Raw genomic sequence first — 23759 nt, 5'->3', positions numbered from 1 at the left:
TTGTACAAAATATCCATGCCGCTTAGCATCCCCCAACCACCTCCATCTGTACTTTCCTATTAATATATGAAACAACAAATTTTGTTAGAAGTGGCGGTGTGGGGCGCTAAATTGAGCCGAAGTTACGCCAATGTTACTTTGAACATTTTGTGTTAGGTCCGTGACAATCGTTGACATTATTCTGCAAACTTCATATACTTTCGACATAAGCTGAGGAAATTTTTACCCTTAGAGGTAATTGCTGAGCTATTCCCCTAAGGAGGGTTGCCAAAATGTCAAATTTCCTATCCATTCAACTCTTCAAAGTTCCTGTGAAAACATGGCTATTTATCATCCTATTTTATGGTTTTCCTGCTCTGTTGGATTTAATAGACTTTAATGACCTTTATTTTCATAATATCCTTTGGTTTCTTTACTTAATTCCAACATTGTTTTTAACTTTTTTACATGGCAGTAAATATGGAATTCTTTCAACAGGGGCAGGTTCGCTGCTCTTTCTTTTGACTGAATCACTTCAACCTAGCGGGATTGTCAGTCAAGGACTAATCACGTTAGCAGAGCTGATTTTGGTTAATGTCCTAATTACGGTTATTGTCGGTCAACTTGTGAAGCGGAATAATCGGGAACTGGGGAGGCAAAAGGAGCTGGAACGGCAATTAGGAGAAGCAAAGGCAGACTTGGAATATATCGCCTTTCACGATTCCTTAGCCGGACTATATAATTTGAATTATTTTAGCCACCGTTTAACGAAACAGTTCGAAGAGAATAAGATAAACAGAATACCCGCTTGTTTAATGTTCTTTAATTTGGACCGGTTTAAACTGATCAATGATTCCTATGGGCACCCATTTGGTGATCAGATACTTAAACTCGTTGCCGAAAAGCTGCTGTCTTTGATAGAACCAGGCGGTACTGCTGTACGATCAGGGGGCGACGATTTCATCCTTTACCTGCCGGAAACACTCCCTGACCAGGCAAAAGAATTAGCAAATCGAATATTAATGGAATTTTCAAAGCCGATTCATTTTGGAAAAATAGAAATCCGCCTGTCTGCTAGCATCGGAATTGTCCATATTCAAGAGGAAGATTCGCTCGAGGTTTCTTTACAAAAAGCAAGTTCTTCTTTGCATTTTGCCAAAGAGACAGGTCGCAACAAATATCAGTTTTATAGTGCGAAATTTGTTGAAGCAGCCAATCGCCGGCTGTTACTGGAGCAAGGATTACGCAAAGCGTTGGAGGAGAAGCGGCTGAAAGTTTTTTACCAGCCGAAGTTCGACTTGCATTTAAATCAAATTACCGGCTTAGAGGCGCTGTTAAGATGGAACGATCCTGTTTTGGGGAATGTTTCCCCGGATGAATTTATCCCGGTTGCCGAGGAGACTGGTTTAATTATTCCGATCGGAAAATGGGTTTTGGAAGAAGCCAGCCGGCAAGTCTTGGAATGGCAGAAGATGGGGTATTCTGATTTGCATGTTTGCGTCAATATCTCCAGTATCCAATTTTTACAAAACGATTTCACAAAAATGATCGAACAAATTATCAGGGAAAACTCCCTCCAGCCTCAGTCCCTGAATCTGGAAATTACCGAAAGAATTGCGCTTTACAATATTGAAGACACGATTCAAAAATTAGAGCATTTACAGCAATTTGGTGTCACCATTTCATTGGATGATTTTGGAACCGGATACTCGTCTTTAAGTTATATTAAATCCCTTCCAATTAACTTTTTAAAAATCGACCGTTCCTTTATAAAGGATATTTTTTTCAATCATCAAGATGCCGCCATCATTCGTTCGATTATTTCTTTGGCCCAATCCTTAGACTTTAAAGTCGTCGCCGAGGGTGTCGAAACCGATGACCAGCTTCGCGTGTTAGGCGAAATGGGCTGTAATGAAATTCAGGGATATTATATCGCCAAGCCAATGGCATCAGAAGACTTCAGCAAATTTTTAGAAGATAATTTGGTGAAACACTACAGTTATGAGTAAAAAGAAATACATAAAAAAGTAGAGAGACGTTGCTCCCTACTTTTTTGTACTAGATTTATTTTTTACATAAGCCTAATTCTCTACGCTTTGAAAGCCAGCGTTACTTACATCCCAACATAAGCGGAGATAGCTCCGAAAATGGCTGCGATGACCCAGAGGATCGGGAAAAGCTTCATGATTAATTTCAGCCATTGGCCAAAGCTGATGCGGGCAATGGCTAAGCCTGCTAACAGCACACCGCCGGTTGGCGAAATAAGGTTCGTTAACCCGTTACCAAATTGGTAGGCGGTAACCGCTGCTTCGCGGTTAATCCCGACGAGCTCCGCTAATGGAGCCATGACTGGCATCGTTAGGGCAGCCTCGCCTGATGACGATGGAACAAAGAAGGTAATCAGATTATGAGCCAGCAGCATGATGGTGGTAAAAGCAAATTTCGGCAGTCCCTGCATCCAGCCGGCCAATGTATTCAAAATAGTATCAATGATCATCCCGTTATCAGCAATTACAAGGATTCCACGGGCCAGTCCAATAATCACAGCCGCGTAGATGAAGTCGGCGCAGCCTTGAACAAAGTTCTCGGCCATTTCCTTTTGATTCATTTTCGCAACAATACCGGCAAATAAACCTAAGGCGACAAAAATTGCACCGATTTCTGTCATATACCAGCCTTTAGCAAGAATGCCCCAAACAATTAAGCCAAGTGCAACGACAAACCCTGACAAAATCAATTTATCTCTGAAAGAGAAAGTAATATCCTGCCCATCATCGGCTTTGATGAAGCGGTCACGGTTTTCCAGGTCATTTTTATAAACAACCGACTTCTCCGGATGCTTCCGTACTCTGTTGGCGTACCACATCGTAAACGCAATTGAAACTCCGGTGAAGACAATCCACTCGATAAAGCGCAGCCATAATTGCGGATTTCCTTCAATTCCGGACACGCCCTGAGCAATCAGGACGGAAAACGGATTGAGTGTCGAACCGACATAGCCGATTTGCGTCCCTAAAAATAGAATCAGAATCGCCGTGATCGAATCAAATTGTAGAACATACATTAATGAAATAAAGATGGCATAAAGCGGGATGGTTTCTTCACTCATCCCAAACGTTGATCCACCTAAGCTGAAAATAATCATCGCAATCGGGATGACGAGAATCCCTTTATTTTTCAATCTGCCGGCAAGGGCGACCAGTCCCCTGTCTATCGCACCTGTTTTTAAAATAATCCCAAATGCTCCACCGACAACCAACACAAAGGCGACGACATCAGCGGCATTGATGACACCTTCCATCGGTGCGCTAAGGATGCCTGAAAGACCTTGGCGTAAATCACCATTTTCTCCTGTTTTCGGGATGGTGTGGAATGTTCCCGGAACAATGACACTTCTTGTTGTTCCGTCGACGGTTACATCTTTACGGTCAAATTGACCGCTCGGAATAATCCAGGTCAACAGGGCGACAGCAATTATAATCAGAAAAATAAGTGTGTAGCTATGTGGCAGCGTCCATTTTTTTCGTTTTTCCGTTTTTTGTGGCTGTTTTTCCTCGAATGTTGCTTGCAATTGATTTGCTTCCATGGCAGTTCCCCATTTCCTTTTAAAATAACGTTTTATAACGTATTACCGAAAACTAAGAAACACTTTCATTCGTTCTCTTTTATGAGATCATAAACAATTTTTCCATCAGCAATCGTCAAAACCACCTTGGCAGCGCGGACTTCGGAGGCATCAGTGGTAAATAAATTCCGGTCAAACACGGCAAGATCGGCATATTTCCCGACCGAAAGCGAGCCCGTTTGGTCCTCCATCTGATGATGCTTCGCCCCGTTAATCGTCCATGCTTTTAGAAGCTCCGGGATCGGCATGCCCCGCTCCGGGAACCAGCCTCCCTCTGGTGAGCCATCAGGGAACAAGCGCTTGTTAGCGGCATAAATAGAATCCGGAACACTGGTAATGAACAGCGGCAAATCGGTTCCGGCGGTAACCGTAATCCCTGCATCCAGCATCGCGCGATAATCGTAAAAGCGATGTTCTTTTTCCTTTCCGACAACCGCTGCCATATAAGCCTCCTGATACGAAGGATTCAGCAGCAGCACTTGGGCATAAACCTCAGCAAATACCCCCAGCTCACCCATTCGCTTTAAATCGTCCGGATGAGGAAACTCTAGATCGCTAAGCGAATGGCGGACATCATGCTGACCATTGACTTGGCGACATTTTTCCAAAATGGATACTGCCTGGCGAATGGCCGCGTCGCCCTCCGCAGTCAAACAGCATTTGAGCCCCAGCTTGTCCGCCTGTAACACCAACTCTTCAATCTTTTGATAATCAATATCCAGTAAACTTTTGACTCCGGGCATGTCGGCATATGGCTCGAGCATATCGCCGGTATGGTCAGCGACGACACCATCGATCATTATTTTAAAACCTTGAAAATGGAGGTGGTCATCGCAATATTGGGCTTGATAGGTTTGCCCGACTTCGAGATTAAGAGGTTCCAAGACAGGTTCCAAGGCAAAGTGGACCCTTAATGGCAGGCGCTCTTCCGATTTTAGCTCGGTTAATACCGGTAGCAGGTCATATTGATCAAACCCAATATCCTTAATTGAGGTGACCCCACGGGATGCCAGCAGCCGACAGAAGTCCAGGAATTCCTGCTTCACTTGCTTCTGGTCCTGCAGCATGTCTTTTAATAAATGGGCCCTTGCCTCGGCACTGCAATTTTCCGGTGTAAAATGATATTGGTCGATCGCCTTTTGATTCATCCAAACAAAGCTTTTCGTGCGGTTAATGGCAATCACCGGCCTGTTCGGAAAAGCTTCATCAAGGAGGCGCTGTTCCGGTTTGCCACCCCAAGTTTCCTGATCCCAACCATAGGCATACAGATTTTGTTCCGAATCGAGGATAACGGCGGACTCGATCAACCGCTGCAATGCTTCCTCAACCGTTGTGGTGCCTGATAAATCGACACCTCGATGCATCGACATGTATCCGGTGAAAAACACATGGTTGTCATGAATGCCCGGCATCACAAGCTGTTCCCCGAGTTGGTACACCTTTGTTTCCTGACCAATCCATTGCTGAGCCTCATCTTGTGCGCCAACAGCGGCAATTTTGTTGCCTTGAATCGCAATAAACCCAGCAAACGGTTCTTCTGCATCCGGCTCGCTTGAAAAAATATGATTTGAAATTAGGACAATGTCTGCCGCTCGGCTATTTGCAGCCTCGGTATGTTGCAGCGTCTCATCCGATACAGTATTTGTCATACAAGCAACTTCTTCCTATTGGTAATGGTAAAGCATAGATAGTTCAGCCTTGCTACTATTTAGAAATACTTTTAGGAATATTTAGGTACTGATTCGGACACCAGCCCCCTTTCCCGTATTAATCCAGTGAATAGAACAGATAGTGAATATTCATTCCCGCAATTTGTTGACGTTTTATATGAGGCATATGATGATCTCCTTTATTAAAACGCTGTCATTTTTGAAAAAATAGATTTAGTTTAGCATAACGATATGGAACGTTATGCTGATCGATGCTATTGTCGACCAGGGCGGCACAAATTTTCCCGCGCTCGGGCACCTATCCGGTCTATTGGTGACCTTACTGATTAAATTTTTGGTCGCTCGGTCTCCAACACTGAGCATTGGTGACCGGACAACATAAATTTTCGAGCGTGCGGGCGCCTATACTGCTTATTGGTGACTAAACTGCTCAAATTTTTGGCCGTCCGGGCGCCCAACAGAGCTATTGGTGACCAAGGCAACTCAGATTTCCATCACGCGGGCTCCAACAACGTCTATTGGGGACCGAACTGATCAAATTATCAGCCGCGCGGGCGCCTATACTATTTATTGGTGACTAAACTGCTTAAATTTTTGACCGTCCGGGCGCCTATCCAGCCTATTGGGGACCGAAACAACTCAACTTTCCATCGCTCGGGCTCCAACAACGCCGAGTGTGCGCTAATCCCGCGCTTATTCAAAACATCATTAACTACAACGTAAACTGATAGCGGTCACCGATAATATACTGTTTGCCGACATGTACCGGATCGTTGTTTTGGTCAAATATAACTGTCTTCATCAAGAACAAAGGCTTCCCAATCGATGTTTCCAGCAGCTGAGCCTTTTCTTCATCGGCTAACACGATTTCTAAAGTGGTTTTTCCCGATTGCTCCGGACTGATTCCATACTTTTCCCGCAGCAAATCATAGAGTGACCCCTCCAACGCCTCCTCCAGCAGAAAGCGAAAGCGGGTACCGGGATAATAGTTATTTTCCAGCATCAGCGGGGCATCGCCAGCATATCTTTTCCTCTGAATATAGAGCACCTTTTCATCCTTCGCCAATTGCAGCAGCTGACGAAGAGCAGCATCAGGCTTGATCAGTTCTTTTTTCGTCACGATGCTGTGCGAGCTTAGGCCATTAGCTTGGCAGGCTGCGGTAAAGCCCATGACATGATCAAATTCGATTTTGCGGTCAATTTTTCGAAGGCTGACAAACGTACCTTTTCCTTGCCGCTTCACTAAGTAACCTTCCTTAACCAGCTCTTCGACCGCTTTACGGACGGTAATTCGGCTAACATCGTACCGCTCACTTAATTCCACTTCAGTGGGGATTTTTTCCCCCTGCTGAAATTGATCATTTAAAATGGCAGCTTGAATGGCTTTTTTCAATTGAATATATAATGGTTCTTGATGGTCCGCGTTTAACATTATGTTCCCCTTCTTGTTTAAAACGTTATCTACTCTTATGAAAAGAGTACCAGAGCTTTCGTTCTATCACAAGAAGGAACCAATCATGTTACTGATAGCGCACACCATAGCCAAACGATCCTTCTACAAGACAGCTCTTCGCCGCAAACCCGGCCGCCTCCTTCATCGCTGTTTGAATGTCATGACCTGTGATCAAAGAAAGCAGAAACGCAGTAATAAACGAATCGCCCGCTCCCATTGTGTCCACGGCTTTGACATATTCCGGAGCTTGATAATAGTAGTTTGCCCCGTCGAAGGCAATCGCCGGCTCACTGCCGCGGGTTGCCAAGAGAATTTGCCCCTCTTTTGCAAAATTGGCCTTTAATAATTGTTTGGCCTCTTCTTCAGACAAGTGACTGCAGGAGAAAAAGCCATAATTGACATCAGAAATAAATTGGTCAATCTGTTCCTGCTGGAAATCATCGGAAAAGTCAAATGATAGCGGCACTCCGAGAGCGCTTAGTTCTGTTAAAATATGGCCCGTATGACTGTACAGCCCTGTATGGATAAGCGAAAATTCTTGAATATAGGCTTTATCGTCTTCTGTCAGCTCCAGTAAATGTTCACGTGTCACCCCGCCATCATTACTGCCGAGGAAAACCCGGTCGCCATCCTCCAAGGTAACGCGGGCACAGCCATTTTCTCCGCTAAAATGACGGCAATGCGAGACATCGATGCCGATTTCATTGACCACACGCTGAACATGCTCGGCCTCGGCATCATCACCGAATGTTCCGATAAACGCCGCTTCAAAGCCTAATTTTTTTGCAAACACACTGAAGTTCAAGGCATTTCCGCCCGGGTACATCGTTTTAATATGAACATATTTATCTACGACATTATCACCGATCCCTATTACTTTAACCATATCATTCACCCTCTATTTTTAGTATGATACTTTCCCCATATAGCGGCGAGTTTCTAATGGATGATTGCGCACTTCAGCCAATGCCTCCCGATACACACACATAATGCTATAAAATAAAATTGGATTGAAAAATTCCACCACTTCATCGGCAATCGTGTTAATACCTAACTCTTTGGCATCGACAATTTCGACTTTTTCACCGTATTCAAGGAGGAATGTTTTCGCCCGTTCATCCAATGCCCGTGTCCGTCCTTCATTCATCAGCAAAATAAACGGTGTTTCTTTATCGGTGACTTCAAACGGTCCATGGAAATATTCGCCCGAATGAATCGAAGCCGCATTAAGCCATTGCATTTCCATCAGGGAACAAATCGCAAAACCGTAGGCATGTCCATAGGATGCACCGCTGGATAAAACATAAAACAGCTCTTCATCTTTGTATTTTTCGGCAAATTCTTTTGTACGGTCGGCAACCTGCTGCTCGCCTTTTTGTATAATGCCATTGATTTTTTCGATGCCGCTTTGGAATGCCTCGTAATGGGCATATCCTTCCGTTACGTTAAGAACCTCAACCACTAATTGGAGGATGATCGCCATTGGATTATTTTTGACATCGCTGTCCTTGCCCCACTCATACAAAAATACATAATCGGAATGTTCATTCAAGGCAGCGTCTTTGTTATGGGTCAGGCCAATCGTATGGGCACCATGTTCTTTCGCCACTTTTGCTGCATTGACTGATTCTGCCGTGTTGCCGCCATGAGAGCAGACAATCACAAGAGAATCTTGATTCAAACGCTTTGGCGTCGCATGAACAAATTCGTTTGCGGTATATAAACCGGTCACAACCTTTTTCGCTTCGCTTTCAAGGAAGTATTTTGCCGGGTACATATCTACTAAAGATCCGCCACAGGCAACCAGGTATACCTCGGTAATCCCCTGTTCGGTCTGAGAATTGATTTCGTTGATGACATTAACTACGTTCATTGGAGACACTCCTTTTGTTTTTTATATAACGTTATATAACGTATTATTATTACACTCTTAATATAAACGCTTCCATCACCTTCGTCAATGGCAAATTTGTGTCGTTTGGGTGAAAAAAACGGTAGTGTGCCTTTGATCTGGTTTATGAGAACCTGCAGCTGCTTTTTCCTTGGCTTATATTCTCATAGATGGCTGATGAGAACTCTCAACCGCCCTTTCCTCGGTGTTTTGTTCCCATGAACGCCTTATGAGAACTTTCCACAACTCTTTTCCGGGATTACTGTTCTCATGAACGCTTTATGAAGCCAAATCCAACTATCTTCATTACCTGTCTGTTCTCATGAAAACCTATTAGGGTAGAACTCCATCTTTTTTGACTTTCTAATCATCAATTTTACGCCCCGGCAGAAAAAATGACTTGGAAACTTATCTAGTATTTCAACCAGTAGACAGAATCCCCTTTTCTAGCAGTTGCAAAAAAAGAAGGTCTCTGTCCTTATAAACAGGGGACTCTTCAATGGTCTCTACATGTCTCCTCGTTGTTGTCCTCCACTTGTCCCACAGTTTGAGCATTCTGTAATCAGTGGAACACTTTGTTACAAATCTTTTTAACTAATGAGATCAATTGAGTGTGTTCGTCTAGAAAAATATATTCTTAAGACGATGAATCCTTCTAGGTTCTGGAATTATTCGGTATTTTATTTGTGAAATATTGAACTATTTATGAACCATTCCAAATAAACACCGTCTATTTTTGAGTTTGGCACACGGTTTGCTTCTAATATAGATGTCAAGTGCCAAACAATTTTTCTTATGACAGTAGCAGAGTAAAGGAGTTGATTAAATGAAAAAAAATGAAATCCCGAAATTCGGAAATCTGCAAAACTTAAGAGTGATTAATGCTGCATCAGTTGTTGCCGGGCCTTTTCTATGTGGCTTACTCGCTGAACAAGGGGCGGACGTAATTGAGCTTGAAAGTACAAGAGTGCCGGATATGTTCCGAAATTTTGGAGATGCCTGGTCAGTGGAAAGAAGAAACCAGAGAATGGTTTCACTTAATATTCCCACGCCAGAAGGAAAAGAAATATTATTGCGCATGGTTAAAGATGCAGACGTTCTAGTAGAGTCCTCAAAGGGTGGCACTTGGGATAAATGGGGACTTTCTGACGAAGTATTATGGGAAGCAAATCCTGCTCTTGTCATTGTTCACATCTCAGGATTTGGGCAAACAGGTCATCCCGACTATGTTTCTCTTCCATCCTTTGACAGTATTGGACAAGCCTTCAGTGGGTTCATGGCCATTAACGGAATGCCAGAGCCTAACCCACCCTATGCTGTAAAACCATATACAGGCGATTACATTACTGGCCTATTTGGAGCATGGGCCTGCCTAGCAGCTGTCATCCGGTCAAGGGAAACAGGGAAAGGGGAAAGCATTGACGTTACCCAATATGAATCATTGGCAAGACTACAAGCTAACTACATGTCTGATGGATTGAACAAGGGCATTCAATATCCCAGGATGGGCAACCACGATATCACAGGGGCATGTAATGGAACAGAAAGATGCAAGGACGGTTGGATCTTTATCGCAGTCGGTGGTGCTGGACCAGTTGGAAGACTTATTAAGTTATTAGGATTTGAAAATGACCCAGACTTCCAAGGGCCCATCCAAACAATCACCAGGCAGCAACCAAAAAGAGCTAAAAAGTTTGTTAAAGCGTTAGAAGATTTTTGTCTAGAGCGAACCGTTGATGAAGTGGCAAATATTATGTCTGAATTGAAGGTTCCGTGCAGTAAAATTTTGACTTATAAAGATATGCTTGAGCATCCACATTATCAAGCCCGGGAAACCATTACCGAATGGTATGACGAGGTTACAGATAGAAAAATTAAAGGCATTAACCTTATTCCTAAGTTCAAGAATAACCCAGGACAAATCTTTCGGGGTGGTCCAAAATATGGGATTGATAATGAAGATGTTATGCATGAGTTCGGCTATACAGATGAAGAAATTCAAGCATTTTATGAAAAAGGTATTATGAATCCTCCTACGAAATAACCAACCAATGTTTTGTTTTATGTAGGCAAAAACCTATTAAAATATGAAAAAGTAAAGGAGCGTTAATTATGCACTATGGTTGGAAAATATTGATGGCTAGTATTGGATTTTATGCACTTGTTACAGGGGTCTTATGTAATACAGCCGGGATTTTCCTTACACCTGTAATGGATGAAATGGGTTGGACACGAACAGAAGCTTCCATGTATCTAACCATCTTCCCACTTGTAGCAGCTGTCATTCAGCCAATTGCTGGTAAAGTATTGCAAAAATACAATCCAAAGTTAATTCTAGCTACCTGTGTGGTTGTCTTTTGTGTAGCTTTTATTGCCACCTCACAAGCACACTCAGTTCTTGCTTGGAATGCCTTCGGAGTTATCTATGGGATTACAGCGGGATTCTTTATGTACATTCCAACTCCTTGGTTAGTTAATAACTGGTTTTCCAAAAAAGCTGGTCTCGCTCTTGGAATTACTGGTGCAGCATTAAGTATCTTTGCAGCGATTGCCAGCCCTGTAGGAAATGCCCTAATCGTTTCATACGGCTGGAGAACAACTCGTATTATCCTTGGTATTGTGACACTTGTCATTGCATTGCCATTGACACTATTAGTCAAGAAATCTCCATCAGAAATAGGTCTAAAACCGTATGGTTATGAAGAAACTGGAAAAAATCAAAAAAATGCTATTGCACCAGAAGACACAGGTGTCAGCTTCGGAAAAGTTATTAAGAGCCCGGCATTTTACCTACTTATCTTATTAGCAGGATTATTCTGCCTTAACGCTTCCTTCTTCCAACAAATTCCAAGCTATGCTGCAACAGGCTCACTTGGTGCTGCTGCAGGAGCGATGGCTGTTTCCATCGTCATGGTCGGCGGTATTGTTGGAAAATTCGTTCTAGGTATTGTAAACGATGCCTTCGGTTCAAAAGTCATGGGATTCTTCAGTACCATTTGTGGGGCCGCAGGAATCGCCTTAGCCTTTTTTGCTGGAGGTAGTGGGAATGCCGTTCTCTTCTACATTGGAATGGGGATATTCGGTGGTGGTTACTCTGGATTAACACTTGTTTGTCCAATGGTAACAAAGGATTCATTTGGTCCTAAAGACTACAGCCAAATCTATTCTTACGTAACTGCTGGAATTTTCATCTTTAGTGCCTTGGCACCATTATTATACGCTCAAATCTATGATGTTACCAAATCCTTCAATTTAGGTTTTATCATTGTTATTGCAGGATATATTGTAGCTGCTATTCTTATCCCAACGATCCTAGCAATGGGTAGAAGAATGCAGAAACAAAATGCAAGTCAACACGCTGCCTAAATAGAAAACAATGAGCAATGACGTTCTCTGATTAACGAGAAAATACACCTATTAATAAATGATTAATCTTCGAATTCTGAAGGAAGTCATAGTAGGTGTTTTTTCTTTTTATATGAACAGAGATACGAAACCAGTGCCATCCTCAAATAAAGTGAAGCATCACTAATTGGGATATTTGCTATCCCACTGTTGTCATCTAAACGGTTTACAATTGTTCCACCACGTCGTTAACTTATTTGACCTAGACAAACCCGATCCTTCGTAGGTTTTTAACGGGCGTTTCCCCTTCCATCTTCCTTGTTTTGTAAATAAAAGGTGGGGCCTTATGCCCGTTATGGTGGATTAAATAGTGCTGCTAAGGATATCCGATGAATTTCACAAATGGATTGGCTGAGAAAGGGGCTATAACATGCTTGATTTCAAACCAATTACTATTGAAGACATGGATGAAATCAATTCATACTTAGATAATTTGGGATCCTACCTATGTGACCATTCCTTTGTGGATATGTTTCTTTGGAAAGACATGTATCAAACTAAATTTTGTATAAAGGATCAGTTCTTATTTCTAACCGTTGTCTCCTACCCGCAAAAAACACCCATGTATATATTTCCAATCGGTCGCGGAAATTTACAACATGCTTTGAAAATACTCTCTGTGGATGCGGCAATAAGAGATATTCCACTCAAGATAACAGCTATCTCAAGGGAGATAAAAGAGGCGCTTGAAACTACCTTTCCAAACAAATATAATTTTACAAATTTGCGAGATCAAGCTGATTATGTTTATGAAAGCAATGATATGATTTCTCTAAAAGGGAATAAATACCACAGTAAGAAAAACCATATTAACCACTTCATGAAAATGTATAGGGATTCATGGAGATATGAAGATATCACTCTTGAAAACCTCGAAGAGGTAAAAGATTATTGCCACAAGTGGTTCGAGAATAATGCAGACCGTAAGGAGGCGGGCTCCATATTTGATGAAAAGAAGGCTTTGAAACACGCCTTTCAACACTATGCTGCTTTAGAACTTCAAGGTGGATTGCTACGCCTAAATGGTGAAATCATTGCTTTCTCCATCGGCTCCCAGAGCAAGAGCAAAAAAGATCAGGTTATCGTGCACTTTGAGAAGGCCGATTCCAATATCAGTGGTTCTTACCAAATGATTAACCAACAGTTTGCAATGGCAAATTGCCAGCATGTGACGTGGATTAACCGGGAGGAAGATTTAGGAGTTGCAGGTCTCAGAAAAGCCAAACTTTCTTATTATCCCGCCTTCATCGCATATAAATATATGGCAACAGTAAAGGGAGATGGTTAAGGTGAATAACATTCGCTTTGCAGACCAAGAAGACCGTAACCAAATACAAGCCTTATGGAAGCTATGCTTTCCTGATGATGGGAGATTTGACGCTTGGTTTTTTAAGTATGTTTTTTCCTATGACCATACTTTATTGTACTGTGTTAATCATACTATCTGTTCTATGCTTCAGGTTTACCCATATCAACTTACAATCAATAATAAAAACTATCCGGTTCAGTATGTGTACGGTGTCTGCACTCACCCCGATTATCGGCATAAAGGAATGATGGCAGATTTAATGGACTTCTCCTTCCAACTTGGAAAATTACGGGGCAACTTTGCCTCTATTCTTATCCCCCAGGAGGAGACACTGTTTGCTTTATACGAGAAGTTTGGCTATAGGAAAGGCTTCTATGCAAGTTTAATAGACGTAGTCTCCAATGACGCATCTGACCAGACTCAGATTAAGACAGCGAGAGAACAAGACATTCCATCTTTAGCCAGCATCTATGAACAAAGCGTAATGAATTACAATGGAGTCATTATTAGAGATAAAACATACTGGGAAAAACAGATCCATCTCTTTACAGCCACGGGGGGAAAGGTATTCCTCTTGAAAAATGACGGACGGTCCATGGCTTATGCCTTTGTTGGCTTAAATGGAGGAATTCCTTTTATCCAGGAAGGATGCGGGGTTGATGTTCAGGCTATTCGCACCCTTGGACAAAAATTATCCTGCCTTTACAAACAGCCGAAAATAAGTACGATTGTTCCGCCTCATTTGGCCTTAGAGCAAACATACCCGATTGGATGCATAAAATTCTTCACAACTAAGAATATTCCTAATCTATGGGGATATATGAATCTTATGTTTAATTAAATGGACACATTCCTTATTAAAGGATTATTGTATAATAGTATTGACAGGTATTCCTTTCGAATTTACGAGGATGGGTCGTAAAATAGTAGAAAGGAGCACATTTAATGAAAGACATTATTAATGATTTAGTAGCCGAACAAGTGCAAGTGGATACCCTTGTAAACAAACTTACGGAGGAACAGTGGCTTATCGATGTCCCTGTTGAAAAATGGGACATCAAGGATGCAATTATTCATATTGCATTCTATGATTACTGTGCAAACAAACTCATGCGTGGGGGCGCTGAGGATCTCATGGCCATTACACCGGAAGCTGAGCAGGATGAATATGTTCGTGCTACAAAGTTCAGGTATATGTCAGGTAAGGAAGTTTTGGCATGGTGGAGAGAAGAACGGACTCAGATGACTGCTACATTCTATGATATGAATCCGAAGGACCGAATCCCTTGGGCTCCTGGAATGCCTATGTCAGCAAAATCCCTCGCATCTGCGAGACTTATGGAACTATGGGCCCATTCAGTAGATATCTATGACGCCCTTGGATTAGACCCAGTTGTCGAAGACCGCATTACAAGCACTTTATTCCTATCTTGGCAAGCACGCCCTTTTGCTTACCGGATCAATGATTTTGATCTTCCAGATACACCTATGTATCTTGAACTCCAATTACCTTCAGGAGAGATTTGGACAAAGGGTGATCCTACTGCTGACAATTATATTAAAGGCACCGCCAAAGAATGGGCATTGGTTTCGATTCGGCGAAGACACTGGATGGATACTGAGCTAGAAGTTGTGGGTGATGAGGCCCGTCGCTATGCTTCTGTTGTTCAATGCTTTGCTGGCCCAGCTGAAAAGGCCCCAGAACCAAAGCGCCAACGCTAAATAAACAAATGAGAGCTGTCCTCAAGTGCCCATCACTTATAGACAGCTCTTTTTTCAACTACAGCTAGTGTTAAGCAATCAGTCAAAAAATCCGCAAAGAAATGGAAGCCTACCTCACCTTTGGTAGACTTCTCAATTAGCTACTCCAATATTCGATACCTTTCTAGCGGTGATAATTTCTACTGCCGATATCTTATGATAATAATTACGTCCCCTACCAACCCTCCGAATGATAACTTCCTGTCCGTCGTTGAATCCTTTGCAGCAGGTCTTTCCTGGCATAGCTCTTTCTATTTCCTCATAAGCTCAAAATCGGTTCTATGAAAAAAAGACTGCCAGTCTGGCAGCCTGTCCGACGAATGTTTCCGTTTTAGATTCTACGAGTCTATAAATGATCAATGTAATCTTTCCGTGTTATGATACCCTTTTCGTATAAAGATTGAATTTCCTGTTGTGATAATCCTAACTCTACTAAAACATCGTCATTATCCATTCCGATATTAGGGGCACCCCGCCAAATTTTCCCTGGACTGTTTTTAAACTTAGGAAATATATTGACCCCTTTCACCTTTTGGCCATTTGCAGCCTCCCATTCTGTAAATACCTCTCTCGCTAAATATTGAGGATGGGTGAGGCAGTCTTCATATTTCATAATCCTTGAGCATGGGACTCCTGCATCGATGAATGCTTTCTCAGCTTCTTCTGCTGTATGCTGTTCACAGAAAGATTTGATGTTCCCTTCTAGCTTTTGGCCAGCGGATGAATCAAGATTGACTACAGAGCTTCCTTCAGGGACTTCAGTATTTCCATATTCAACTCCCATGAAAGGCAATCCTTTCTTTAATACCCCATTGCCCAAATATAAGAGATATACTTCTTTTCCGTCCTTGCAAGTGTACGTTCCATATCCAGCAAAGAAGTTGCTATGACTTCCCTCTTTGACGAATTTCTGACCATTTCTAATATAATCCATTGGGTAGCGGGATTGGGTACGCATGAGCAGCTCATATTGGGCTAGGTCAATACTTTCTCCTTTTCCTGTCTCCCTGCTTTTCATGAGGGCAGCTACAGATGTTCCAAAGGCAAACAAAGCAGTAATAAAGTCCGCTGTCAATGGGTTCGTTGGCATCGAGGGCATCCCTGGAAATCCGTTCATGTCCATATACCCTCCGAATGCTTGTGCAATTGGGTCATAACTTGGTCGCTTTACAAAATCAGGTTCTCCTGTCTGGCCGAATCCTGAGATATGAACAATCACGAGGCGGGGATTTTGCTCCCACAACACCTCGTCACTTAACCCAAAACGGTTATATTGGCCTCCCTTAGATGCCTCAATAAAGACGTCCGTATCCTTTAACATTGTCAGGAAGATTTCCTTGCCTTCTCCGTTGAAAATATTCATCGAAATATTTCTCATGTTCTTTGAATCTTGTTGCCATGAGTTTCCTGTTCCAACACGATTCATTGCAGGAGCAGCTGGATTTTCAATCCATACTACATCAGCCCCATAATCAGCATACAATTCTGCTGCAAAAGGTCCTGCAATCGAAACTGAATTGTGGATTACTTTTACTCCTGACAGTACTCCAAATTGGGGAATTTCTGTTCTCTTGGCCATACCTATCCCTCCAATAATAAGATTGCTCAATCAATTACTTGTATCCCTTCAAAATAGCCCGGCCTGCAATATGAATCATTACTTCATCAGTTCCTCCACCAATACGGTGTACCCGTCCATCGACCCATAGGCGGGAAATCCGGCAATCGCTAGTATAGCCAATTCCACCCATGATTTGCATGGCATCATCAATGACCTCATTAGCTGATTGGGCACAATATAATTTTGCCAATGCGGATGAAATTTGCACTGAAATTCCGTTATCGATTTCCCAGGCACATTTATAGACCATGTTTCTCATATTTTCGATTTTCATTTTCATATAAGTGATTTTTTCCTGAATGAGCTGGTTTGCTCCAATGGGGCGACCGAATTGAACCCTTTGATTGGCGTAACGGGCAGCGTCTTCAAAGGCGCACTCAGCCATTCCTAGCAGTGATGCAGCAATGTACAGGCGCTCTACTTCAAAATTGATCATTGCCTGCATGAACCCGTTCCCTTCCACTCCTACAAGATCCTTTTCCTCAAGTTCCACTTCTTCTAAGTAGACTTCGCATGTGTCAATCATATGCCAGCCGATTTTTTTGATTCTTTCAATTTTGACACCAGGGGCGTCCATTGGAACCCACCACATAGAAAAGGCATTTTTCTTGTCTGGGTTATCTGCTTCATCAGCGTTGCGTGCAAGGCATAGCATGTATGGGGCCCTCGCAGCATTACTCATGAAGGTCTTGTGTCCATTAATATAGACTTTTCCATTTCGCCGTTTGAAAGTGGTGGCGATAGCACTGCTGTCAGAACCAGCTTGTGGTTCAGTAAAACCAAGAACGAAAGCAACTTTACCTGCCTTTACTGCCTCCATGGTATCTCTTTTCTGCTCATCTGAACCAAATTCGAGCATATCAGCAATAGAAAGGGCTTGTCCAAAGACGAAGTGAGGTCCTCCATTCTTTGTAATTTCCTCAGCAACTAACATCATTGTCATTGTATTTACAGGGGTGCCACCGTATTCCTCAGGAACACCTAGCAAGCTAAAGCCATTCTCGGCAAGGGCTTGTTCAAATCTTGTAGGGTAATCTCCTTTTTCGTAGCATTCCTTCATATATTCCTCTGTGCAATCCCGTGCCATAATTTCTCGAATACTTTCCAATAACAATTCCTGTTCTTCAGTAATTCTGAAATCCATTTTTTCCACTCCTTCTGTTGAACTATTATCAATATGTTCCCACTGGTTGTTTGCGCAGCTTCTCCCTATACTCTGCAATAAGTTTGTATTTGGGGATTTTTCCGGCATCATCCATTGGAAATTGATCTATAATGTCCATATATAATGGTTTTTTGTAACTGGATAAAAATTGCTTGCAAAATTCTTGTAATTCTTTCAGAGTTAAATGTTGATCTTTCCGCAATTGAACAACAGTCATTACTGCTTCCCCTAGGATCTTATCTGGAACACCGAATACGATGCATTCTTCAACTGCCGGATGTTTTCTAATCAAACTGGATACTTCCTCAGCAAAAACATTAATTCCCCCTGATTTAATCATGTCTTTCTTTCGGGAAACTAAATAGAAATTGCCCTTTTCATCCTTTTTCATTAAATCCCCTGTCCGCATCCAGCCTCCTTCCAAGAAGACTTTCGTATTTTCTTCAGGAAGATGATAATAGCCTGTCATTACTGAGGGACCTCTAACAATACATTCGCCCACTTCGCCAATAGGGAGTTCCTGATTTTGTTCATCAATAATCTTCATCTCAAGAAAAGGCATAGGTTTGCCAATACTTTTGCTTTCAGGCAAATCTTTTTCAGCCATTTCTAAAGTAAGCACAAGGCTAGAACCGGTTCCACTTTCTGTTTGCCCCCACCCGTAATTCATCTGGCAGTTAGGATAACCAGCGTAGATCCGTCTAATAATCTCCGGTGTTGTTACTCCCGCAGCACTTTGAACCAATTTAACGGAACTTAAATCAAATTTGGAAAAATTAGTTGAATTCAATAGCCGTAAGTGAGTGCTTGGCGGGAGCAACAAGAGATAAGTTACTCTTTCCCGTTCTATTAAGCTTAGAATCTCATCTTCTTTGAATGCATCACAAATGATAAGTGTTGCTCCTGTGCCGATGACAGAAGTAAACCAGCTATGTCCCCCATGATGTTCCATCGGGCACTGAATAAGGATGATTTCATTCGGATTTGCCCCCATCTTGCTCGACATCATGACACTTAAAATCTCTGCTAAATCGTTGGCATGAGTTCTCATTACGCCTTTCGGAATTCCCGTCGTTCCACCGGTAAATTGAATGCGGGAAATTGCCTGTTCATTTTCAAAGAGAGAAGGCTCGTCACTGCTGCTTTTCCTTTGTATTTCTTCCAGACAAAGGTCTGGAGCCTGTTGCCTTCCCGAACAAATAAACAGCTTCACGGTCTCAAGGTTCTTCCTGATTTCTTCAACCTTAGCCGCAAATTTATCAGTATATATCAACACACTGCATTCACTTGTATTGAGTAATAATTTCATTTCCCGAGGGATCAAACATTTGTTGAGTGGAACGGCGATAGCACCCATTTTTTGAATTGCAAAATACACTTCGACTAATTGATTGGAGTTCGGGAGCATATACCCTATCTTGTCTCCTTGTGTGACGCCAAGTTCTTCAAGGGCATGAACAATCTGATTAACCCTTTGATTTAACTCACTATATGTGAATCTTTGATCCTTGTAGACAATAGCTGTTTTTTTCGGGAAACGGTTTGTATTTAACAGTAACAATTCGGCGACGTTTTTATAAGGCATATCATTTCCTCCCTTCGCCGAGCACCTTGTCTGCCCACAATTTGTGAGCCAAGCTTTCACTAAGCCGGATTCTTAAAATTTGGTGCGTAACTTCTGCTGCTCACCTTTGTCAAGAGTGTTAAAAGAATTACTGTTCCATAAGAGAATAAACAAATAATCCAAGCCAATTTATAAGAGCCAGTCATATCAACAATCAAACCGACCCCTATCGGTGTGATGGCACCGAAAGCCCCGTTTGCCACGGTAATCCATGAATAAATTTGGCTATAGTCTTTCGTTCCGAATGTTCCACGTACTGCCATAGGGGGAATAATAACAATCGATGCATAGGCAATGCCAAAAATACTGGCACCTGCCAAGAACAAAGGAATATTGCTACCCACAGACATGATGAGGGCGACACCGCCGATTCCACAAAAACAGGCCAGTATCGCTGTTTTTGCAAAGCCAATTTTATCTGTCAATGCACCTAGGATGATTTTTCCGATAATTCCACCAAGCATAATAAAGGAAACTCCCGTCGCCCCAACGGTTGCAGGAATCCCTTGTGAAACGGCATATCCAGGGACCTGCTGAAGCATAGATGCTGTCATTACAAGCAGTCCTGAGAACAAAAAGATCGTGATAAAAGAAAGGGATCGAAATGCTTTCTTTGAGCCTATGCCCACTTCTACCGCAGCAGATTTCTCAGTGTTATCCATTTTATCTTCTGCACCGTATGGCAATAATCCAATGTCAGCCGGTTTGTAGCGTAGGACCAAGATGATTAGAGGCAGAGAAAGGATGAGGGAGGTCACCCCCAAGACTACCCTGGCAAACCTCCATCCATGCTCAACAATGAGCATACTTCCAATTGGATTAGTAAAAGCAGCAATTAAGCTAGCACCTGCTACAACTAACCCTAGCACAGTTCCCACATGTTTCTTGAACCAGTTATTAATTAATAATGGAATAGGTACATACATTAAGAATCCGTAACATGCTCCAAGGACAATACCGGCAATATACCAGGCAGTCAATGACTGAAACAAAGAGCTAAGTGCATAAGTGCCTCCCATTAGTAATGCAGGAACCCCGATTGCTATTTTGATATTAATTCTCGGAATTATATATCCGGCAATGGGCAAGGTTAATGTCATAACAATTTGGACAATAGTTAAGTAAAAATTCATTTTTGCCAAAGGCCATCCAAATTCTGCACTAACTGGTTGCAGATATATCCCTGCAGTATTTGCCACAATCCCCATGACACAAGCATTAACGAAAAAGCAAGTTGCAAATATCCACCAAGCATAGTGTATTTTTCCATGTGTTAAACGACTAAATTGTCCGCTCATATTGTTCACCCCGAACCTTATTGATGTGAGGATTTTTTCTAATTTAGCCGAGCAGCCATCGATTTGTATTCTTCTGTTTGGGTGCAAAATGGTGATGCTGTCGTTTCAGCTTCCAATACAAGATCGAGTATTGGCCCCATCGTTCCGTTTGTGATTTTTTTGGTTATTTCCACCGCAGTATAGGATAATGTGACAATTTCTTTTGCCAAAGCTAATGTTTCCACTTCCAATTGATCAGCAGGGAAGATTTTGTTGGCAATTCCAAGGCGGTAAGCTTCTTCTGCATCCACCACTTTTCCTGTGAACCAAAGTTCTTTCGCCCGGTAAGGTCCAATTAATTGGGGAAGAAACATCATTGCCCCCATTTCCGGGATAATTCCAACTTTAAGGAAGTTAGGGAGAAATTTTACCCGGTCAGAAACATAGATGATGTCGCAAGCCAGAGCCAGGCTCATTCCGCCACCGACAGCATAGCCATCAACCATAGCAATCACTGGTGTGGATATTTGCTGAATCGTTTTCACTGTTCGTGTATATTTCTTTAATAGTTTGCGGCTTTGTTCAATTGTTAATCCTTCAGGGCCACCTTGTTTAAGGTCTCCTCCAGCTGAAAAATTTTCCCCTTCTCCTTTGAGAATGATAACACGTACATCCGGGTCATCGCTTAAGCGTTGTAACTGTTCCGAAAGTACATCCATCATATTTCCGTCAATGGCATTTTTACGCTGGGGTTTATTGATGACCAAAAAGGCAATGCCATCCTCTCTTACATCACTGTAGATTACGTCTTTCAAGTCTATCCCTCCTTTATTGATTATGTTTTAAGGGCGCGTACCTCTCTGATTTCTTGCCCTTTTTGTGTATTATTTTTTCCCACTTTTTGCTTATAGAGCCACTCCTGCTAAGTATCCTGCCTTTGTTGCATCTGCCATCCGAGCTGGGCTTTTGCAGTCACCAATAACATGAACTTCCTCCACTTTTTCTTTTAGAGCCGTTGCCAAATCAAGATTCGGTTCAAATCCAAGGGTAACAGCCACTGTATCCGCTTCAGTAAAGACTTCTTTCCCTTCACTATCAACAGCCTTGACACCTTTGTCTGTGATTTCTTTCACTTTTGAAAGTGTGTGCAATTTCACATGAGGAGATTTCTTAAATGCTGATGTAATATGGAAACGTTCGCTTCCCCCTACATCCCAACCAATTTTTTTCCTTTCCTCAAAGATTTCCAGTTCCCGGTTATGATGCATCATTTCTTTTCCAAGTTCACAACCTGGCAGTCCACCACCAATGACAGCTATTCTCTTTCCTAACGGCCAATGGGAAATGCTCATAAATTTTCTTGCCAAATCAGGTGTATAAAAGAACTTCAAAAAGACTGAGCCTGCATTCCACATGAATTTATTAACTATTCCCGGTTTTTTAGGTGGCTTTCCATTTAACATTTCCAAAAAGTCATGGGATTGAACGACATTTCGTCCATCTGATCCAGGGACATTGATGGAGATTGGATGTCCCCCAACAGCAACAATTACTACATCAGGTTGTACTTGATAGACTAATTCAGGTGTGACCGTTGTATTTAGTTTTACTTTTATCTCTGGATGTTTTTCCAAATATGTTTGATAATATTTTTTTAGGCGTTCATAGCTAGGACTGAATATCGCACTCATTACAAGGCATCCGCCTATTCTTGGACCTCTTTCATAAATTGTTACATCGTGGCCTCTCTTTGAAGCTGTCACTGCTGCTGAAAGCCCTGCAGGTCCGCTTCCGACCACCATGACTTGTTTCCGTTTTTTTGTCTTCTGAACCGGAGTATCCAATTCAGGACCAAGACGAGGGTTTACACCACAGTATTCCAGCGGTTTTCCTTGACTGACAACATCATCTAGGCATCGACAGCAGCAGATACACTTATTAATATCTTCAGGTCTGTCTTCCATGATTTTTTTTGGAAATTCCGGATCGGCAATACTGTATCGAAGACCAGCAATCATATCTGCTTTTTTTTGCTTTAGGATTTCTTCCATTACATAAGGATTTGTTTCCCGATAACCTGTAGCAACCGGTTTTGTTGTGACTGTTTTAATTTTTTCTGAAATCCAAGACCAGTGGCCATCAGCTACATCTTTTGTTGTTAATGGCACAGATGATTCATGCCAACCGACTGCTAAATTGTGCAAATCGATGCCTGCCTTCTCCAAGATAGGAGCAACCTTCATTGATTCTTCAATACCATGTCCTTCTTGAATAGCCTTAACATATTCGACAGGGGACCATCTGACGAGAATAAGGAAATCTGGGCCACACGCTTCCCTGATCGCTTCAATTACTTCAACTGCCAAACGGCATCTATTTTCTAGCGAGCCACCGTATTCGTCTGTCCGATTATTAGTTGCCGGAGAGATGAAGCGATTGATGATACCGCCTACTCCTGCCATCACTTCTACCCCATCCCATCCTGCTTTTTGCAAGATTAAGGAACATTGGACCATTTGATGCTTGAACATTTCGATATGCTCTTTAGTCATCGGTGTGAACGGTCTCATGCCTTTGAGAATCACCGTCTCAGAGGGACCCCATGGTTTCTCTTCTTCCTCATTCGTAGGTTTCCAATCATGAACGGCCCACGGCTGCCCAATCAGAAGACCTTCATACTTCTGAACCACTTCTGCCATCTTCTTCAGGTCGTCAATATGGCTATCATTGTAAGCAAAGGGAAGAGGGTGGCCGGTCCCTGGTTTTCGATAAAAGAAAGCTACTGTTTGACATATTAAGGCGGTTTGTCCAGCTGCCCGTTCTTCCAGATAATTTAGCATTCTTTGTGTAGGTTTCCCATCATCGGACACATAACCATGTCCAGGTGACATGGATGTTGTCATCAATTTATTCTTTAATGTGCGGTTTCCGATTTGGATTGGTGAACTTAATAAGGTAAATTGGGACATTCTCCTACCT

The 23759-nt window shown here is 42.3% G+C and carries 17 protein-coding genes; 6 read left to right on the top strand and 11 right to left on the bottom strand.

Annotation, left to right across the window (positions count from 1 at the left end):
- Nucleotides 1-272: 272 nt before the first annotated feature.
- Nucleotides 273-1988 (top strand): putative bifunctional diguanylate cyclase/phosphodiesterase, encoded by a 1716-nt coding sequence (locus RCG24_RS18610; RefSeq protein ID WP_308077724.1) that lies wholly within the window; start codon nucleotides 273-275, stop codon nucleotides 1986-1988.
- A gap of 104 nt (nucleotides 1989-2092) precedes the next feature.
- On the opposite strand, the gene RCG24_RS18605 is transcribed toward RCG24_RS18610, so the two are convergent.
- The 5 genes from RCG24_RS18605 to RCG24_RS18585 form a co-directional block, all read right to left on the bottom strand.
- Nucleotides 2093-3565, bottom strand: a complete 1473-nt coding sequence (locus RCG24_RS18605; protein ID WP_308077723.1) for a YfcC family protein — start codon at nucleotides 3563-3565, stop codon at nucleotides 2093-2095.
- Nucleotides 3566-3630: 65 nt separating this feature from the next.
- Nucleotides 3631-5253 (bottom strand): amidohydrolase, encoded by a 1623-nt coding sequence (locus RCG24_RS18600; protein ID WP_308077722.1) that lies wholly within the window; start codon nucleotides 5251-5253, stop codon nucleotides 3631-3633.
- A gap of 733 nt (nucleotides 5254-5986) precedes the next feature.
- Nucleotides 5987-6706, bottom strand: a complete 720-nt coding sequence (locus tag RCG24_RS18595; RefSeq protein WP_308077721.1) for a GntR family transcriptional regulator — start codon at nucleotides 6704-6706, stop codon at nucleotides 5987-5989.
- 88 nt (nucleotides 6707-6794) lie between these two features.
- Complete coding sequence (locus RCG24_RS18590; protein ID WP_308077720.1) at nucleotides 6795-7613, bottom strand: fructoselysine 6-kinase; 819 nt, start codon at nucleotides 7611-7613, stop codon at nucleotides 6795-6797.
- 18 nt (nucleotides 7614-7631) lie between these two features.
- Nucleotides 7632-8600, bottom strand: a complete 969-nt coding sequence (locus RCG24_RS18585) for an SIS domain-containing protein (RefSeq protein WP_308077719.1) — start codon at nucleotides 8598-8600, stop codon at nucleotides 7632-7634.
- A gap of 844 nt (nucleotides 8601-9444) precedes the next feature.
- On the opposite strand from RCG24_RS18585, the gene RCG24_RS18580 reads away from it, so the two are divergent.
- The 5 genes from RCG24_RS18580 to RCG24_RS18560 all read left to right on the top strand — a co-directional run bounded on the left by RCG24_RS18580 (nucleotide 9445) and on the right by RCG24_RS18560 (nucleotide 15054).
- The gene (locus RCG24_RS18580) at nucleotides 9445-10662 is read left to right on the top strand and encodes a CoA transferase (RefSeq protein WP_308077718.1); all 1218 of its coding nucleotides are present in this window, start codon (nucleotides 9445-9447) and stop codon (nucleotides 10660-10662) included.
- Nucleotides 10663-10730: 68 nt separating this feature from the next.
- Nucleotides 10731-11984 (top strand): MFS transporter, encoded by a 1254-nt coding sequence (locus tag RCG24_RS18575; protein WP_308077717.1) that lies wholly within the window; start codon nucleotides 10731-10733, stop codon nucleotides 11982-11984.
- A gap of 409 nt (nucleotides 11985-12393) precedes the next feature.
- The gene (locus RCG24_RS18570) at nucleotides 12394-13311 is read left to right on the top strand and encodes a DUF2156 domain-containing protein (RefSeq protein WP_308077716.1); all 918 of its coding nucleotides are present in this window, start codon (nucleotides 12394-12396) and stop codon (nucleotides 13309-13311) included.
- A gap of 1 nt (nucleotide 13312) precedes the next feature.
- On the top strand, nucleotides 13313-14173 hold the full coding sequence (locus tag RCG24_RS18565; protein WP_308077715.1) for a GNAT family N-acetyltransferase: 861 nt from the start codon (nucleotides 13313-13315) through the stop codon (nucleotides 14171-14173).
- Between the two features lie 104 nt (nucleotides 14174-14277).
- Nucleotides 14278-15054 carry a TIGR03084 family metal-binding protein gene (locus RCG24_RS18560; protein ID WP_308077714.1) on the top strand — a complete coding sequence of 259 codons (777 nt, stop codon included), beginning with the start codon at nucleotides 14278-14280 and terminating at the stop codon, nucleotides 15052-15054.
- A gap of 385 nt (nucleotides 15055-15439) precedes the next feature.
- On the opposite strand, the gene caiB is transcribed toward RCG24_RS18560, so the two are convergent.
- The 6 genes from caiB to RCG24_RS18530 all read right to left on the bottom strand — a co-directional run bounded on the left by caiB (nucleotide 15440) and on the right by RCG24_RS18530 (nucleotide 23749).
- Nucleotides 15440-16672: an L-carnitine CoA-transferase gene (gene caiB / locus RCG24_RS18555; protein ID WP_308077713.1), complete on the bottom strand. Its 1233-nt coding sequence runs from the start codon at nucleotides 16670-16672 to the stop codon at nucleotides 15440-15442.
- Between the two features lie 34 nt (nucleotides 16673-16706).
- Nucleotides 16707-17858 carry an acyl-CoA dehydrogenase gene (locus tag RCG24_RS18550; protein WP_308077712.1) on the bottom strand — a complete coding sequence of 384 codons (1152 nt, stop codon included), beginning with the start codon at nucleotides 17856-17858 and terminating at the stop codon, nucleotides 16707-16709.
- Nucleotides 17859-17886: 28 nt separating this feature from the next.
- The gene (locus RCG24_RS18545) at nucleotides 17887-19464 is read right to left on the bottom strand and encodes a class I adenylate-forming enzyme family protein (protein WP_308077711.1); all 1578 of its coding nucleotides are present in this window, start codon (nucleotides 19462-19464) and stop codon (nucleotides 17887-17889) included.
- A 59-nt stretch (nucleotides 19465-19523) separates the two neighbouring features.
- Nucleotides 19524-20801 carry an MFS transporter gene (locus tag RCG24_RS18540; RefSeq protein ID WP_308077710.1) on the bottom strand — a complete coding sequence of 426 codons (1278 nt, stop codon included), beginning with the start codon at nucleotides 20799-20801 and terminating at the stop codon, nucleotides 19524-19526.
- Nucleotides 20802-20839: 38 nt separating this feature from the next.
- Nucleotides 20840-21595 carry an enoyl-CoA hydratase/isomerase family protein gene (locus RCG24_RS18535; RefSeq protein WP_308077709.1) on the bottom strand — a complete coding sequence of 252 codons (756 nt, stop codon included), beginning with the start codon at nucleotides 21593-21595 and terminating at the stop codon, nucleotides 20840-20842.
- A gap of 90 nt (nucleotides 21596-21685) precedes the next feature.
- Nucleotides 21686-23749 carry an FAD-dependent oxidoreductase gene (locus RCG24_RS18530; RefSeq protein WP_308077708.1) on the bottom strand — a complete coding sequence of 688 codons (2064 nt, stop codon included), beginning with the start codon at nucleotides 23747-23749 and terminating at the stop codon, nucleotides 21686-21688.
- Nucleotides 23750-23759 lie beyond the last annotated feature (10 nt).

It is taken from the genome of Neobacillus sp. OS1-32 (genome assembly GCF_030915425.1).
Taxonomy (GTDB): Bacteria; Bacillota; Bacilli; order Bacillales; family Cytobacillaceae; genus Neobacillus; species Neobacillus paridis.
Note: the sequence above shows the minus strand (reverse complement) of the source record. Positions and strands in the feature narration are given on the sequence as shown.